15 protein-coding genes are annotated in these 14,573 nt (G+C 65.1%); 11 read left to right on the top strand and 4 right to left on the bottom strand.

Going from position 1 to position 14,573, the window contains the following annotated elements; genetic code table 11:
- Nucleotides 1–61: 61 nt before the first annotated feature.
- A complete protein-coding gene (locus tag A5791_RS20220; RefSeq protein ID WP_067240622.1) occupies nucleotides 62–1,120 on the top strand; it encodes a PhoH family protein in 1,059 nt (352 codons plus the stop codon).
- Nucleotides 1,121–1,127: 7 nt separating this feature from the next.
- Nucleotides 1,128–1,661 (top strand): rRNA maturation RNase YbeY, encoded by a 534-nt coding sequence (ybeY, locus tag A5791_RS20215; RefSeq protein WP_067240620.1) that lies wholly within the window; start codon nucleotides 1,128–1,130, stop codon nucleotides 1,659–1,661.
- A gap of 162 nt (nucleotides 1,662–1,823) precedes the next feature.
- On the opposite strand, the gene A5791_RS20210 is transcribed toward ybeY, so the two are convergent.
- The gene (locus A5791_RS20210; RefSeq protein ID WP_067240618.1) at nucleotides 1,824–3,737 is read right to left on the bottom strand and encodes a serine/threonine-protein kinase PknD; all 1,914 of its coding nucleotides are present in this window, start codon (nucleotides 3,735–3,737) and stop codon (nucleotides 1,824–1,826) included.
- 262 nt (nucleotides 3,738–3,999) lie between these two features.
- Here A5791_RS20210 and A5791_RS20205 point away from each other — a divergent pair, with 262 nt between their 5' ends.
- The 3 genes from A5791_RS20205 to era are packed head-to-tail and all read left to right on the top strand — an operon-like array spanning nucleotide 4,000 to nucleotide 6,530.
- Nucleotides 4,000–5,292, top strand: coding sequence for a hemolysin family protein (locus A5791_RS20205; protein ID WP_067240616.1), 1,293 nt, complete (start codon nucleotides 4,000–4,002; stop codon nucleotides 5,290–5,292).
- On the top strand, nucleotides 5,285–5,605 hold the full coding sequence (locus A5791_RS20200) for a cytidine deaminase (protein WP_067240614.1): 321 nt from the start codon (nucleotides 5,285–5,287) through the stop codon (nucleotides 5,603–5,605). The genes A5791_RS20205 and A5791_RS20200 overlap by 8 nt, the downstream gene beginning before the upstream one ends.
- 13 nt (nucleotides 5,606–5,618) lie before the next feature.
- Nucleotides 5,619–6,530 carry a GTPase Era gene (gene era, locus A5791_RS20195; RefSeq protein WP_067240612.1) on the top strand — a complete coding sequence of 304 codons (912 nt, stop codon included), beginning with the start codon at nucleotides 5,619–5,621 and terminating at the stop codon, nucleotides 6,528–6,530.
- A 110-nt stretch (nucleotides 6,531–6,640) separates the two neighbouring features.
- On the opposite strand, the gene A5791_RS20190 is transcribed toward era, so the two are convergent.
- Nucleotides 6,641–8,140 (bottom strand): amidase, encoded by a 1,500-nt coding sequence (locus A5791_RS20190; protein WP_067240609.1) that lies wholly within the window; start codon nucleotides 8,138–8,140, stop codon nucleotides 6,641–6,643.
- A gap of 61 nt (nucleotides 8,141–8,201) precedes the next feature.
- Between A5791_RS20190 and recO the strand changes: the two genes are divergently transcribed.
- Genes recO through A5791_RS20175 form a run of 3 tightly spaced genes read left to right on the top strand, consistent with a single transcriptional unit; the run spans nucleotide 8,202 to nucleotide 10,310 of the window.
- Entirely contained in the window at nucleotides 8,202–8,999 is a 798-nt protein-coding gene (gene recO / locus A5791_RS20185) for a DNA repair protein RecO (protein WP_067240607.1), read from the top strand.
- Nucleotides 8,992–9,882: a decaprenyl diphosphate synthase gene (locus A5791_RS20180; RefSeq protein ID WP_067240605.1), complete on the top strand. Its 891-nt coding sequence runs from the start codon at nucleotides 8,992–8,994 to the stop codon at nucleotides 9,880–9,882. Before recO ends, A5791_RS20180 begins: the two co-directional genes overlap by 8 nt.
- The gene (locus A5791_RS20175) at nucleotides 9,882–10,310 is read left to right on the top strand and encodes a hypothetical protein (protein WP_067240603.1); all 429 of its coding nucleotides are present in this window, start codon (nucleotides 9,882–9,884) and stop codon (nucleotides 10,308–10,310) included. Before A5791_RS20180 ends, A5791_RS20175 begins: the two co-directional genes overlap by 1 nt.
- A gap of 128 nt (nucleotides 10,311–10,438) precedes the next feature.
- On the opposite strand, the gene A5791_RS20170 is transcribed toward A5791_RS20175, so the two are convergent.
- Both A5791_RS20170 and A5791_RS20165 read right to left on the bottom strand, forming a co-directional pair.
- Complete coding sequence (locus A5791_RS20170) at nucleotides 10,439–10,828, bottom strand: Fur family transcriptional regulator (RefSeq protein ID WP_067240600.1); 390 nt, start codon at nucleotides 10,826–10,828, stop codon at nucleotides 10,439–10,441.
- Entirely contained in the window at nucleotides 10,825–11,226 is a 402-nt protein-coding gene (locus tag A5791_RS20165; RefSeq protein WP_067240598.1) for a metalloregulator ArsR/SmtB family transcription factor, read from the bottom strand. Before A5791_RS20165 ends, A5791_RS20170 begins: the two co-directional genes overlap by 4 nt.
- A 146-nt stretch (nucleotides 11,227–11,372) precedes the next feature.
- Here A5791_RS20165 and A5791_RS20160 point away from each other — a divergent pair, with 146 nt between their 5' ends.
- The 3 genes from A5791_RS20160 (at nucleotide 11,373) to A5791_RS20150 (ending at nucleotide 14,478) form a co-directional block, all read left to right on the top strand.
- On the top strand, nucleotides 11,373–12,806 hold the full coding sequence (locus tag A5791_RS20160; RefSeq protein ID WP_197504740.1) for a glycine--tRNA ligase: 1,434 nt from the start codon (nucleotides 11,373–11,375) through the stop codon (nucleotides 12,804–12,806).
- A 105-nt stretch (nucleotides 12,807–12,911) separates the two neighbouring features.
- Nucleotides 12,912–14,147, top strand: coding sequence for a PPE family protein (locus A5791_RS20155; RefSeq protein WP_067240594.1), 1,236 nt, complete (start codon nucleotides 12,912–12,914; stop codon nucleotides 14,145–14,147).
- 10 nt (nucleotides 14,148–14,157) lie between these two features.
- Complete coding sequence (locus A5791_RS20150; protein ID WP_082967038.1) at nucleotides 14,158–14,478, top strand: hypothetical protein; 321 nt, start codon at nucleotides 14,158–14,160, stop codon at nucleotides 14,476–14,478.
- Nucleotides 14,479–14,573: the final 95 nt, after the last annotated feature.

Below are 14,573 nucleotides of genomic sequence, written 5' to 3'. Positions count from 1 at the left end.
GGTAGACTGACGGTTCGAAGTCCGGGTCAGGATCTCGGAGAAAGCAGGCATCGGAAACCACGTGACGCCCCGCGAGACCAGCGCTGCTGACGCAGCCGGAGCCCGGCAGGCCGACGCTCAAGTTCGCAGCAGCATCGATGTTCCGCACGATCTCGTCGTCGGCTTGCTGGGGTCGTCAGACGAGAATCTGCGCGCTCTCGAACGCACCTTGAACGCCGATCTGCATGTACGAGGAAACGCCGTCACCCTGTCCGGAGTGGCGGCTGACGTCGCGCTCGCCGAGCGAGCGATCACCGAGTTGGTGGCCATCGTGGCCGCGGGTCAACCGCTGACGCCGGAGGGGGTGCGCCACAGTGTCGCCATGCTGGTCGGCACCGGCAACGAGTCACCGGCCGAAGTCCTGACCCTGGACATCCTGTCGCGCCGCGGCAAGACGATCCGCCCCAAGACGCTCAACCAGAAACGCTATGTCGACGCCATCGATGCCAACACCATCGTGTTCGGGGTCGGGCCCGCCGGCACGGGGAAGACGTATCTGGCGATGGCCAAGGCGGTCAACGCGTTGCAGACCAAGCAGGTTACCCGGATCATCCTGACTCGGCCGGCCGTGGAAGCCGGTGAGCGCCTTGGCTTTCTGCCGGGCACGCTGAGCGAGAAGATCGACCCGTACCTGCGGCCGTTGTACGACGCGCTGTACGACATGATGGACCCCGAGCTGATCCCAAAGCTGATGTCCGCCGGGGTAATCGAGGTGGCACCGCTCGGGTATATGCGTGGTAGAACGCTTAATGATGCGTTCATCGTCCTCGACGAAGCGCAGAACACCACCGCCGAGCAGATGAAGATGTTCCTCACCCGGTTGGGTTTCGGGTCGAAGGTCGTCGTCACCGGCGACGTCACCCAGGTCGATCTTCCCGGTGGCGCCAGATCCGGTCTGCGTTCGGCGATCGACATTCTGGACAGTGTCGACGACATCCACATCTCCGAGCTGACCAGCGTGGATGTGGTGCGTCATCGGCTGGTCTCGGAGATCGTCGATGCCTATGCGAAGTACGAGGAGCCCGGTTCGGGTATGAATCGGGCGGCTCGGCGCGCGTCCGGCATCCGCAGTCGCCGATGATGGTGCCATGAGCATTGAAGTATCCAACGAGTCGGGCATCGACGTCTCAGAGGCGGAACTGGTCAGCGTCGCGCGGTTCGTCATCGCCAAGATGGACGTCAACCCAGCCGCCGAGCTGTCCATGGTGCTGTTGGATACCGCGGCGATGGCTGACCTGCACATGCGTTGGATGGACCTGCCCGGGCCGACGGACGTGATGAGCTTCCCGATGGACGAGCTCGAGCCCGGTGGCCGGCCCGACGCTCCCGAGCCGGGACCGGCCATGCTCGGCGATATCGTGCTGTGCCCGGAATTCGCCGCCGAGCAGGCACTGGCGGCGGGTCATAGCCTCGGACATGAGTTGGCGCTGTTGACAATTCACGGTGTGCTTCATCTACTCGGCTACGACCACGCCGAGCAGGACGAGGAGAAAGAGATGTTCGCCCTGCAGGATCGGCTGCTTGAGGAGTGGGTCGCCGATCAGGTCGAGGCTTACCGGCAGGACCGTCAAGAGGAGCGGGACCGGCGGTTGCTGGACAAGTCAAGGTATTTCGACAGTTGAGGCGACCTTACGCTGTGCTCTGACTGCGAAAACGAGGTCAACTACGGACGCTGTGGCGTCAAAAAACATTGATTCAGCTAACCGCTCTAGGACAGCACCGTTGCTGGCGACGCCAGGTCAAAGGTCCCGCCTATGCTGTTCTAACCAAATGCGCGTTGTGGCTTACTGCACCGGCAGTTTCAGCACTCGGTTGTTGCTGGAGTCGGTGACAAAGAGGTTTCCAGTCCTGTCGACCACCACACTGAAGGGGTGGTTCAGGTCCGTGAACGGCAACACTTTCGCGGCGCCCGAGCCAGCCTCCAGCTTCAGGACCCGGTTGGTGTCCGCGTCGGCGACGTAGACGGTGCCGGCGGCATCCACCGCCACACCGGTTGGGTGGCTTAGGTCGGTGAACGGCAACACTTTCGGGGCGCTCGAGCCAGCTGCGAGTTTCACCACCCTGTTGTTGGCCATGTCGGCGACGTAGACGGTGCCGGCGGCATCCACCACCACACTATGGGGGACATGTAACTCGGTGAATGCCAACACGGTCTGGCTGCCTGTGCCAGCCGCCAGCTTCAGCACCCGGTTGGTGCCCGCGTCGGCGACGTAGACAGTGCCGGCGGCATCCACCGCCACACCATCCGGATGGCTGAGGCCGGTGAACGGCAACACTTCCTGGGCGCTCGAGCCGGCTGCGAGTTTCACCACCCGGCTGTTGGCATTGTCGGCGACGTAGGCGGCGCGGGCGGCATCCACCGCCACATCCAGCGGGGCGTAGAGGCCAGTGAACGGCAACACTTCCTGGGCGCTCGAGCCGGCTGCGAGTTTCACCACCCGGTTGTTGCCGTAGTCGACGACGTAGAGGGTGCCGTCGGAGTCCACCGCCGCACCGCAGGGGTGGTCTAGGCCGGTGAACGGCAGCACAATCTGAGGGCCGTAGGACCGCACCGATGAGGTTGGCGAGGTCGACGATGTCGGGACTGATTGCGAACTGTGGCCAACCCAGATGCTGACCCCTATTCCGGCAACGGGAAGGACGACAAAGACGACACCGCCAACGATGAGTGTGATTAGGAGGCGTCGACTGATTCCACCTGCCATCGCCGGTGTGGGCGATGGGGCTTGCGGCGGCGGACCCGCCGGGCGACGGTTTTTATGTCGTACCGGATTGGCGGGTGGCGGTGAGTCGGCCGTAACAGTCCTCGGCTGGGGCGGGACACGATTGCCTGCGTGCTGCGTCGTTGGGACGACGGTGGGAGCCGCTGCCGGTCGGCGAATGGGGACGGTGAGCGCGTCGCGCGCGGCATCGGCCAATTCGATTGTGCTGGCGTATCGCTGGTTTGGGTCTTTGGCCATGCCGCGCGCGATGACCTCATCAACCGGGGCGGGCACATTGGGCTGGTTCATAGAGGCCTGCGGTGGTGGGGCGCTCAGGTGCGCGGCAACCAATTGCGGCATGGTCTCACCGGGAAACGGGGGGGCGCCAGTGAGGCATTCGTAGAGCACGCAGGCCAGCGAGTAGATGTCGGCGCGGGCGTCTTCGTCAGCCCCCATGGTTAAGCGTTCGGGGGCAATGTATTGAAAGGTGCCGATGGTGTTGCCGGTTTGAGTCATCCGGGTCTCGCCGAGGGTGCGGGCGATGCCGAAGTCGATCAGGTAGGCGAAGTCGTTCTTGTCGAGCAGGATGTTGGACGGTTTGATGTCCCGGTGCAGCAGACCCTCGTCATGGGCGGCATGCAAGGCTTCGGCGACCTGGGAGACGATGTGTACGGCTCGCGTCGGCTCCAGTGGCCCGTCCGCAAGCGCGCTGGCTAGGTCGCGGCCGTTGATCAGCCGCATGTCGAGGTAGAGGCGGCCGTCGATTTCGCCATAGTTATGAATCGGAATGACGTGTGGGCTATTTAATCGCGCTGCGGCGTGGGCTTCGCGACGGAACCGCCGCTGAAAGTCTCCGTCCTCAGACAAACTCGCGGGCAACACCTTGATCGCGACGGTGCGGTCGGTGTCGGTGTCGTGGGCACGCCATACCTCGCCCATGCCGCCGCGACCAAGCAGTTCGATCAGCCGGTAGCGACCAAACGGAGTGCCCTCCATCAGTGATGCCCTCCCCGACCTCGGGTCGCTCCTCACACAGAACTCAAATCATCATCCGCCCCCAGATTCCGTTTCGGAGCATTTTGGCCCACCGACCCATGAAGGCGTGAATTACCCGAAGGGTGCAAGTGTGCGCGGCCCGATCAAGCTTTCTCTGCTTCGGCGCGGCCGATCATTTCTCCGACTATGCTTCGACATTGCCTGTAAATCCGCAGGTAAACGTCAGAGGGGAGTCTGTGCACAAGTCAAGGTATTTCGACAGTTGACCGGTTGGCTTCAGCTGCTGGGCGCTCTCGCCCTGATCTGCCTCAGTGGGCTTTTCGCGGCGATCGACGCCGCCGTGAGCACCGTCTCGCTGGCACGGGTGCAGGAGTTGTTGCGCGACAAGCGGCCCGGCGCGGTTGCCCTGTCCCAGGTAATGGCCGAGCGGCCCCGCTACATCAATCTGGTAGTGCTGCTGCGTATCACGTGCGAAATCAATGCCACCGTACTGCTGGTGGTGTTCCTCTATGACAACTTCGGCTTGCATTGGGGTTTGTTCGGCGCCGCCGTCACCATGGTGCTGGTGAACTTCGTCGTGATCGGAGTGGGCCCGCGGACCCTCGGCCGGCAGCATGCGTACTCCATCTCGTTGGCGACTGCCCTTCCGCTGCAAGCGATCTCGTGGCTATTGATGCCGATCAGCCGGTTACTGGTGGTTTTGGGTAACGCGCTCACACCTGGTCCGGGTCTGAGAAACGGGCCGTTCGCGTCGGAGATCGAGTTGCGAGAAGTCGTCGACCTGGCCCAGCAGCGCGGCGTGGTCGCCGCCGACGAACGCCGGATGATCGAGTCGGTCTTCGAACTCGGCGACACTCCGGCCCGCGAGGTGATGGTGCCGCGGACGGAGATGGTCTGGATCGAAAGTGACGAGTCGGCCGGCGAGGCCACCGCGTTGGCGGTACGCAGTGGGCACTCCCGGATCCCGGTGATCGGTGAGAACGTCGACGACATCGTCGGCGTTGTCTACCTGAAAGACCTTGTCGCGAAGACTTTTTTGGCCCCCGACGGCGGCCGCGACACCACGGTGGCGCAGGTGATGCGCCCGGCGGTCTTCGTGCCGGACTCCAAGCCGATCGATGCGCTGCTGCGCGAGATGCAGCGCGACCGCAATCACATGGCGTTGCTGGTCGACGAATACGGTGCGATAGCGGGGTTGGTGAGCATCGAAGACGTGCTGGAGGAGATCGTCGGCGAGATCGCCGACGAGTACGACGATGCCGAGACCGCGCCGGTGGAAGATTTGGGAGACAAGCGTTTTAGGGTTTCGGCTCGTCTGCCGATCGAAGACATAGGGGAGCTGTACGGCGTGGAGTTCGACGAGGATCTCGACGTCGACACGGTGGGCGGTCTGTTGGCATTGGAGTTGGGGAGGGTACCGCTGCCCGGTGCCGAGGTGGTATCCCACGGCTTGCGACTGCATGCCGAGGGCGGCCCCGACCATCGAGGACGGGTTCGCGTCGGTACCGTCCTGCTGAGCCCGGCCGAAGCGGAGGAGGTCGCACACGATGGGTGAGTCGCTGGATGCCGAGGACGCCAAGCTGGTAGCGCTGGCGCGCTCCGCGATGGCCCGCGCCGAAGCCGGCAGTGGTGCCGCTGTGCGCGACACCGATGGCCGCACCTATGCAGCCGCGGCGGTTAACTTGTCGACCCTGCGGTTGACCGGTCTGCAGGCGGCGGTTGCCGCGGCCGCATCAAGCGGGACGAAAGTGCTCGAGACGGTGGTGCTTGTTGCCGGATCCGCCGACGACCCTGGCATCGCCGCGGTACGCGAGCTGTCACCGACGGCGTCGGTGATCATCACCGATCGGGCCGGCAACCCGCTGTGACCCCCTCCGCGACATGACTGAATTCCGTTCCGGCTTCGTGTGTTTAGTCGGCAGACCGAACACCGGCAAGTCGACGTTGACCAACGCACTGGTGGGCGTCAAGGTCGCGATCACCTCGACCAGGCCGCAGACCACTCGGCACACCATCCGTGGAATCGTGCACCGCAGCGGGGATTTCCAGATCGTGCTGGTCGACACCCCGGGCCTGCACAGGCCGAGAACCCTGCTCGGCAAACGTCTCAACGACTTGGTCCGCGACACCTACGCCGAGGTTGACGTGATCGGGTTGTGCATCCCGGCCGATGAGGCGATCGGCCCCGGAGACCGGTGGATCGTCGAGCAGATCCGCTCGATAGCACCGAACACGACGCTCGTCGTCATCGTCACCAAGATCGACAAAGTGTCCAGGGACCGGGTGGCCGCGCAGTTGGTCGCGGCCAGCGAACTGGTACAGAGCTCGGCCCACGCGGCCGAGGTCGTCCCGGTGTCGGCGATGACCGGTGAACAGATCGACGTGCTGATCGACGTGCTGGCGGCGGCACTGCCCGCGGGCCCGGCGTATTACCCCGACGGTGAGCTGACCGACGAACCCGAGGAGATTCTGATGGCCGAGCTGATCCGCGAGGCCGCGCTCGAGGGCGTGCGTGACGAACTGCCGCACTCGCTGGCAGTGGTCATCGACGAGGTCAGCCCACGCGAGGGGCGTGACGACCTGACCGACGTTTACGCGGTGCTCTACGTCGAACGACCCAGCCAGAAGGGAATCGTCATCGGGAAGGGGGGAGCCCGACTGCGTGAAGTGGGTACCGCCGCCCGCGAACAAATCGAGAAGCTGCTCGGCACCAAGATCTATCTCGACCTACGGGTCAAGGTCGCCAAGAATTGGCAGCAGGATCCCAAACAGCTAGGCCGGCTTGGCTTTTGAGTTGACCGTTCGCCGAACGTGTTCTGAGGGTGAGAATTCGGCCGGACTGTCGCCGTGGTGACACGCTCGGCGCAAAGACTCTCGACGGGGCGGCGTAGCGAGCGAAACCGTTAAGGTCTGACCGGCGGTGCGCCGTTCATCGGCGGTGTGTCGACGCGGGTGTCCCACCAGACTTTTGGCTGCTTGTTCGCCCAGCCGGACACGGCTTCCAGCTCGGCGGCCAGCGATATCAGCAGGCCCTCGCTGTTGGCCGGGCCCATCAGCTGGACGCCGATCGGCAGTCCGTCAGCGGTGAAGCCGGCCGGCACGTTGATGGATGGCCAGCCCAAAACGTTCCATGGCCAGGTCAGCGGGCACGCGGCGATCATGGCGCGATCGGTGCCGAAGCCACTCAGCCGGTCGAACGAGCGGGCCAGCGGCGGCGGTTGCGCGGTGGTCGGTGCCAGCACCACGTCGACGATGTCGAAGATCGAGCCCACCCGGCGCTGTTCGGCGGCTTCGTTCCGGCGTGCGCTGCGCAGGATCGCCTGTCCCAGCACACGGCCGGTACGCAGATTCGCAAGGGTGCGGGGGTCCCAGTTGACCTGGTCGCCCAACCGCTCCTCCCATTCGACGAGGCCCGCGGTGGACCGCGCGAGAAAGTCCCACGACAGCCGCAGGCCGTAGTCCGGGTTGCCCGACACCACCGAGTGGCCGAGCAACTCGAGCTGTTTGGCCACCCGTCGGGTCGCCGCCAGGATGTCAGGATGCAACTTGGCCCGAAAAGCGGTGTAGGGGAATCGGGTTGACAACGCGATATTCAGCGGGCCGGGCGCATTGCCGACGTAGTCCGACGCGGTCAGCGGAGGCGGCTTGTGCCGATCGCCTTCGACATTGCCCGAGGCCGCGTCGAGCACCAGCGCCGCATCGGCCACCGTGCGGGCCAGCACGCCGTTGACGGTGATGCCGTTGAACGCCTCCGGCAACGGCCAGGTCGAGATGCGGCCACGCTGGGGTTTGATGCCAACCAGATGCGTCCAGGCGGCGGGGATGCGCACGCTGCCCGCGCCGTCGGAGCCGATGGCCGCGGTGACCAGTCCCGCGGCCACCGCCGCGGCGCTACCGCCCGACGACCCGCCCGGGGTGTGCCGGCGAGACCACGGATTACGGGTATGCCCGAATCCGGGTCCGCTGGTGAACGGCCACTGGCCCAGTTCGCAAGTGTTCGTCTTGCCGACGATCACGGCGCCGGCGACCCTCAGCCGGCGAACCACCTCGGAGTCTTCGGTAGCGGGCCGGACATAGCCTTCGGTGCCGAACGCGGTGGGCACTCCAGCAACGTCCACGTCGTCTTTGACCGCGATCGGGATGCCCAGCAGTGGCGCGGTGTCACCGGCGGCCCGCCGCCGGTCCGCCTCCGCCGCGTCGGCCAGCGCGGATTCGGTCAGCACCACACGAAAAGCGTTCAATGTGTGCTGGCTCATGTTGATGGCGTGCAGTGAGCGCCGGACCAGTTCCTGGGAGGTCACGGAACCGGTGGCCAGCTGGTAGAGCAGGTCGGTCAGAGTGGGCAGGCGCTGGTAGCCGGATCCGGAAGCGGACCCGGAAACGGAGCCGGAAGCGCCAATCACGGAGTACGAGACTATCGGCGCGGATACCCGAGATGTCCCGGGGTGGTGCGAAAATGTCGGGATGCGGCTGTATCGAGACCGGGCTGTTGTGCTGCGCCAGCACAAGCTTGGCGAAGCCGACCGGATCGTCACCTTGTTGACCCGCGATCACGGTCTGGTCCGGGCGGTGGCCAAAGGCGTTCGCCGCACCCGCAGCAAATTCGGCGCACGGTTGGAACCGTTTGCGCACATCGACGCTCAACTGCATCCCGGCCGCAACCTCGACATCGTCACCCAGGTCGTCTCGATCGACGCATTCGCCACCGACATCGTCAGCGACTATGCCCGGTACACCTGCGGGTGCGCGATGCTGGAAACCGCCGAACGCCTGGCCGGTGAGGAGCGGGCGCCTGCCCCGGCCCTGCACCGGCTCACGGTGAGCGCACTGCGGGCGGTGGCCGACGGAAGCCGGCCCCGCGAGCTGTTGTTGGACGCCTACCTGCTGCGGGCCATGGGCATCGCCGGATGGGCGCCGGCGCTGACCGAGTGCGCCCGCTGTGCCACACCGGGCCCACATCGGGCGTTTCACATCGCCGCCGGGGGCAGCGTTTGCGCGCACTGCCGCCCGGCCGGTTCGACCACACCGCCGCCGGGCGTGCTGGAGCTGATGTCCGCGTTGTACGACGGCGATTGGGAGGCCGCCGGAGAGATACCGCAATCCCACCGCGGCCAGGTCAGCGGGTTGGTGGCCGCGCACCTGCAATGGCATCTGGAACGGCAGCTCAAAACACTGCCACTGGTGGAACGGACTTATCAGGTGGATCGCACCATCGCCGATCGGCGCGCAGCCCGGGACGGGCAGGGTATCGCCTGTGGCTAGGACCGAGCGCAAGCTGACCCCCAGCGACTTCCCGCAGCTGCCCCCGGCCCCCGACGACTATCCGACCTTTCCCGACAGGTCGACCTGGCCAGTGGTGTTTCCTGCGCTGCCGTTGTCTCCCGACGGCGGTCCGCGCCGGCCGCCGCAACATCCGTCGAAAGCCGCCGCCCCCCGTATCCCGCGTGAGCGGCTACCGGCTCATGTGGCCATCGTGATGGACGGTAACGGCCGGTGGGCCACCCAGCGCGGCATGGCGCGCACCGAGGGCCATAAGGCGGGCGAGGCGGTAGTCATCGATGTTGTCTGCGGCGCAATCGAACTCGGGATCAGGTGGCTCAGTCTGTACGCCTTCTCCACCGAGAACTGGAAACGGTCGCCCGAGGAAGTCCGCTTTTTGATGGGCTTCAACCGCGACGTCGTGCGCCTCCGCCGGGTGAACCTCAATACGCTCGGGGTCCGGATTCGGTGGGTGGGGTCGCGGCCACGCCTGTGGCGCAGCGTGATCAATGAATTGGCGATCGCGCAGGACATGACGAGCAACAACGACGTCATCACCGTCAACTACTGCGTGAACTACGGCGGCCGCACCGAAATCGCGGAGGCGGCAAAGGAAATCGCCCGTCTAGCGGAGGCGGGCAAGCTGAATTCAGACCGGATCACCGAATCGACGATCGCTCGTCACCTGCAATGGCCCGACATTCCCGATGTGGATCTATTGCTGCGAACCTCGGGGGAGCAGCGGTCCAGCAATTTCATGTTGTGGCAGGCGGCCTACGCTGAGTACATATTTCAGGACAAGTTGTGGCCCGACTATGACCGCCGCGATCTGTGGGCGGCCTGCGAGGAGTACGCATCCCGCAGCCGACGGTTCGGGAGCGCCTAGTGCCGTCTTTGCAGGAACGCCTGGCATCGATCCTCGGCGACGTCTTGCCCGTCGACGAAGAGCCCGACGGCGGATTGACGGTCCGCCATGACGCCACGTTCGCGTCGTTGCGAGTGGTCAACATCGCCGAGGACCTTGATCTCGTGTCATTGACGCAGGTATTGGCGTGGGACCTGCCGCTGACCAAGAAGCTCAGCGAGCAGGTGGCCAAACAGGCGCGCGACACCAATCTCGGCACGGTGACGCTGATCGAGAAAATCAACGAGAAGGCCGTGCAACGCAACTCGGGTAAGAGTACGGCCAAGGTCGCCGACGTCATGCTGCGGTACAACTTTCCCGGCGCCGGCTTGACCGACGAAGCGCTGCGCACGCTGATTCTGCTGGTACTGGATACCGGTGCTCAGGTGCGACGGTCGCTGACCTCCTAAGACACCGCTGCCTGACTCGCCCCTCGCCGAACGTGCTCACAGGGCGATTTTCCGGCCGATTTTCAACCCTCAGAGCACACTCGGCGCAGCTATCGGTGCGCCACGACCGAGCTCTGACCGTCCGCGCGTCAGGCCATGCATTCCGAGCAGGTACCAAAAATCTCGATGGTGTGGCTGACCTCGGAGAAGCCGTGTCTGCTGGCCACTTCGGCTGCCCATGCCTCGACCTCGTGGTCGCCCACCTCGACCGTGGAACCGCAGTGGCGACAGACCAGGTGGTGATGATGGTGTTCCGAGCACAGGCGGTAGACGGATTCGCCGGTGTCGGTGCGTAACGTGTCGACCATTCCCGCCGTCGCCATCGACTGCAGCGTTCGGTAGACGGTGGTCAGGCCGATGTTCTCACCGCGACGGCGTAGCTCGTCATGTATTTCCTGAGCCGAGCGGAAGTCGTCGAGCGTCTCCAGAAGAGTCGACACCGCCGCTCGCTGGCGGGTGGAGCGGGCGCTCGCGGTCATGTCGCGTCTTCGCCGGCGTGGGCGACCGCGTCGACGACGATGTGCGCAAGGTGGTGGTCGGCCAACCGGTACAGAACTTCGCGTCCGGACCGCTCACCGGCCACCACGCCTGCTGCTTTGAGGATCTTGAGATGTTGGCTGACCAGCGGCTGCGGCACGCCCAGCGCGTCGACCAGCTCGTGCACGCAGCGTTGAGATTCGCGCAACTGCAGCACAATTGCGATACGCACGGGTGCGGCCAGTGCGCGCAGTAGCTCGCCGGCCGCGTCGAGAATTTCTCGCGGCGGCGGCGCGGGGTATGCCGTGAATCCGCCGCCGCCGTGCTCATGGGCACCTACCAGGTCAGCGGCCTCGGTTGCGGCCTCTTCTGCGGTCGGCGTTGAGGAAGACGTCACCATATCGGATTCATCACCTCGGGAAGTGCCAGGATTTGTACCAGCTTGCGGCTGACATCCACTGTCACATGCATGACAACGCATGTCAAAGACCCGGCCGCGGATCGCTACCATTGCTCAGGCTTCGCGCGGCGACGGTTCGCTGCGGCATGCGCCTTCCCGAATCCCAAAAGGGACCAGAAAGGAGTGACTACCCCGTGGCGTCCGTCATCGACACCGTAGTCAACCTGGCCAAACGGCGCGGCTTCGTCTTTCCCGCGGGCGAAATCTACGGCGGCACGAAGTCGGCGTGGGACTACGGCCCGCTGGGCGTGGAACTCAAGGAGAACATCAAGCGGCAATGGTGGCGCTCGGTGGTCACCGGCCGCGACGACGTCGTGGGAATTGATTCCTCGATCATCCTGCCGCGTCAGGTCTGGGTGGCCTCGGGCCATGTCGAGGTGTTCCACGATCCCCTGGTGGAGTGTCTGAGTTGTCACCACCGGCATCGCCAGGACCACATGCAGGAGGCCTACGCGGCGAAGAAGGCGATTGCTGATCCCGATTCGGTGCCGATGACCGAGATCGTCTGCCCTGATTGCGGCACCAAGGGCCAGTGGACCGAGCCACGCGAGTTCAACATGATGCTCAAGACCTATCTCGGGCCCATCGAAAGCGAGGAGGGGCTGCACTACCTGCGCCCCGAGACGGCCCAGGGCATCTTCGTCAACTTCGCGAACGTGGTCACGACCGCTCGCAAGAAACCACCGTTCGGTATCGGGCAGATCGGCAAGAGCTTCCGCAACGAAATCACGCCGGGCAACTTCATTTTCCGGACCCGCGAGTTCGAGCAAATGGAGATGGAATTCTTCGTCGAGCCGGCGACCGCCCCAGAATGGCATCAATATTGGATTGACACCCGGCTGCAGTGGTATGTCGATCTCGGTATCGATCCGGAGAACCTGCGGCTGTTCGAACACCCCGAGGACAAGTTGTCGCACTACTCCGACCGCACCGTGGACATCGAGTACAAGTTCGGCTTCGCCGGCAATCCGTGGGGCGAGCTGGAAGGCGTCGCGAACCGGACCGATTTCGATTTGTCAACGCACAGCAAGCATTCCGGCGTCGACCTGTCGTTCTACGACCAGGTTGCCGACAGTCGATACACGCCGTACGTCATCGAACCCGCAGCCGGTTTAACCCGGTCGTTCATGGCGTTCTTGATCGACGCCTACACCGAGGACGAAGCCCCCAACGCCAAGGGAGGAATGGACAAGCGAACTGTGCTTCGGCTGGATCCGCGACTGGCGCCGGTCAAGGCCGCCGTACTGCCCTTGTCGCGGCATGCCGACCTGAGTCCGAAGGCCCGCGACCTGGCTGCTGAATTGCGGAAATGCTGGAACATCGATTTCGACGACGCCGGCGCGATCGGCCGGCGCTATCGCCGTCAGGACGAGATCGGTACCCCGTTCTGCGTGACTGTGGATTTTGACTCGCTCGAGGACAACGCCGTCACGGTGCGCGAGCGCGACGGAATGACGCAGGAGCGCATCCCGATGAGCAACGTTGCCGACTACCTCGCGGTGCCTCTCAAAGGCAGCTGATACCTCGGGCCTGTTTGGCAAAAGCCCAGATCTCAGGTGGTCGATTGCCTTATGATCCGCCGGTGGTGATAAGCGCACATTGCGCTTAGTTGAGCTGAGGTTGTAGTGCTTCTGGACTTTTCCTGGTTGCCGCCGGAGATCAATTCGGCACGAATCTTTGCCGGCGCCGGTTCCGGGCCGCTGTTTTCGGCGGCCACGGCTTGGGATGGCTTAGCCGCGGATTTGCAGGCCTCGGCGGCGTCGTTCGACTCGGTGATCAGTGCTCTGGCGGACGGACTGTGGTCCGGCCCCTCGTCGTTGTCGATGGCGGCCGCGGCGGCGCCGTACGTGGCGTGGTTGACGGCGGCCGCGGCGCAGGCGGCCTCGGCCGGTGCGCAGGCAAAGGCGGCGGCGACAGCGTTCGAGACGGCGCAGTCGGCGACGGTGCATCCTGCAGCGGTGACGACGAATCGGACGACGTTGCTGGCGCTGGTGGCGACCAACATTCTGGGCCAGAACACCCCGGCGATCTTTGAAACCGAGTTCCACTACATGGAGATGTGGGCTCAGGATGTGGCCGCGATGTTCGGATATCACGCGGGAGCGACGGCGGTGGCTTCTACGTTGACGCCGTTCAGCGTGCCGCCACTGAACCTGGCCGGCTTGTCGACGCTGGTTTCGCAGGCTGGCACGTTCGTGTCGCAGGCCGGCGCCCAACTGTCCTCGTCGGTTGCGACGGCGGGCGCGACGATGGCCACGCAGGCGCAGGCGATAGGCGCGCAGGTGGCCACCCAGGCGCAGGCGATCGTGGCGGCCGCCCCGGGGATGCTATCGGCGGCGCAGTCGATGGCGGCTCAGCTGCCCGCGTCGTCGCTGACGTCGGGCGCTTCGCAGTTGATGCAGGTCGGGATGTATCCGGCAAGCATGTTGATGTCGCCGATGATGAGCATGGCGCAGGGTGCGAACGTCGGTACGGCCGGCTTGACCGATGCCACCGCCGGGCTGGCGAATGTGCCCACACTGGTGGGCGCTCCTGACCTGAAACCGGTGGGTGGAGCGGGGATGGCCGCGGAGTTGGGCAAGGCGCGACTGGTGGGGGCGATATCGGTACCGCCGACATGGCAGGGGTCGATGCCCGCTCGGATGGTGACCTCGGCGATGTCGGGATTGGGCGGTGTGCCCAGCGCCGCGGAAATGGCCGCCGCCGTCGGAGCCAATGCCGCCGGCGGCATGCCGATGATGCCGATGCCAATGGGCGGCCCGGGTGGCGGAATGCCGAACGGCCCGCTCGGTCGTGGTGGCGCGAGTCCGCATGTGGTGCAGAACCGGCCCACCGTCGTGCCGCGGACCGGCGTCGGATAAAGGGGACAGCGTGCTGCTATCACTTGGTTCGCCCTTACCGGATGATGCCGTAGCGGCGGTCCGGGGTGAGTCGGGCATGCTTGGCGGGCTGTCGGTCCCGCTCAGCTGGGGTGTGGCCGTGCCGCCGGACGACTACGACCACTGGGCTAAGGAACCCGAGCTCGCTGCCGATGGTGGTGCGGCCGAGGCGACGTCAGGTGTGGGCCCCGCGGCCGGTGACGAGTGGGATGAGTGGGCACAGTGGAGCGAATGGCAAGCCGAAAGTGCCGAACCTCGCTTCGAATTGCCGCGCACGACCAGCGTGATACCGCATTCTCCATCGGGCGGCTAAGGGTGCTCGGCACTTAAAACCGGCCGCCGCCGCCCATGAAGCCGCCTCCGGATGAATTCCGCGACGAGCCGCCGAAGGATGTGGGGCTCCAGCCG

Source organism: Mycobacterium sp. 852002-51163_SCH5372311, assembly GCF_001667115.1.
Lineage (GTDB): Bacteria > Actinomycetota > Actinomycetes > Mycobacteriales > Mycobacteriaceae > Mycobacterium.
The sequence above is the reverse complement of the archived record's forward strand: the minus strand, read 5'-3'. Positions and strand labels throughout refer to the sequence as shown.

Coding starts and splice junctions, on each gene's coding strand:
- A5791_RS20170 (WP_067240600.1), bottom strand. CDS start 10,828: ATGACCGCGAGCGCCCGCTCCACCCGCCAGCGAGCGGCGGTGTCGACT.
- recO (WP_067240607.1), top strand. CDS start 8,202: ATGCGGCTGTATCGAGACCGGGCTGTTGTGCTGCGCCAGCACAAGCTT.
- A5791_RS20210 (WP_067240618.1), bottom strand. CDS start 3,737: ATGGAGGGCACTCCGTTTGGTCGCTACCGGCTGATCGAACTGCTTGGT.
- ybeY (WP_067240620.1), top strand. CDS start 1,128: ATGAGCATTGAAGTATCCAACGAGTCGGGCATCGACGTCTCAGAGGCG.
- A5791_RS20160 (WP_197504740.1), top strand. CDS start 11,373: ATGCGCCTTCCCGAATCCCAAAAGGGACCAGAAAGGAGTGACTACCCC.
- A5791_RS20165 (WP_067240598.1), bottom strand. CDS start 11,226: ATGGTGACGTCTTCCTCAACGCCGACCGCAGAAGAGGCCGCAACCGAG.
- era (WP_067240612.1), top strand. CDS start 5,619: ATGACTGAATTCCGTTCCGGCTTCGTGTGTTTAGTCGGCAGACCGAAC.
- A5791_RS20200 (WP_067240614.1), top strand. CDS start 5,285: ATGGGTGAGTCGCTGGATGCCGAGGACGCCAAGCTGGTAGCGCTGGCG.